Origin of the sequence: Nocardia colli (genome assembly GCF_008704205.1) — a bacterium.
Lineage (GTDB): Bacteria > Actinomycetota > Actinomycetes > Mycobacteriales > Mycobacteriaceae > Nocardia > Nocardia colli.
Map to the genome: position 1 here is coordinate 282,770 of NZ_VXLC01000003.1, position 397 is coordinate 283,166.

The following is a 397-nucleotide window of genomic DNA, read 5'->3' on the forward strand; positions in this document are numbered from 1 at the left end:
GCGTCACATGCCGGATCGGGCGATAGTTACCACTTTGACCAGTCATTTACGCACTAGTACAGCGTCAGTTATGCAGACTGCGACATCCTGATCGAGTGTGCGACAGCATGATTCGGGGGATACGAGTTCATCGGCAGTCGACCGGCTGTCCGGTGCGCTTCCGTGTGCCCGATCATGGTCAAGCGTCCAGTTGGTGTCTCGAGCAGACGGTGCACCCACCGAGTCGTTGTTTTGTCGTGCTGCCGCGGGTCGCGGACGGGGTTGGCGCTCACGGGGATTCGGGGTGTGCGGTGTCGTCGGGCGATGGGTGTGCGGGTGGTCGGTTTCGCCGAGAGCTATGTCCCTCGGTGACCAGATCGATACCGCCCGGCACAGGTGATAAGCGAGGGAGTTTGCC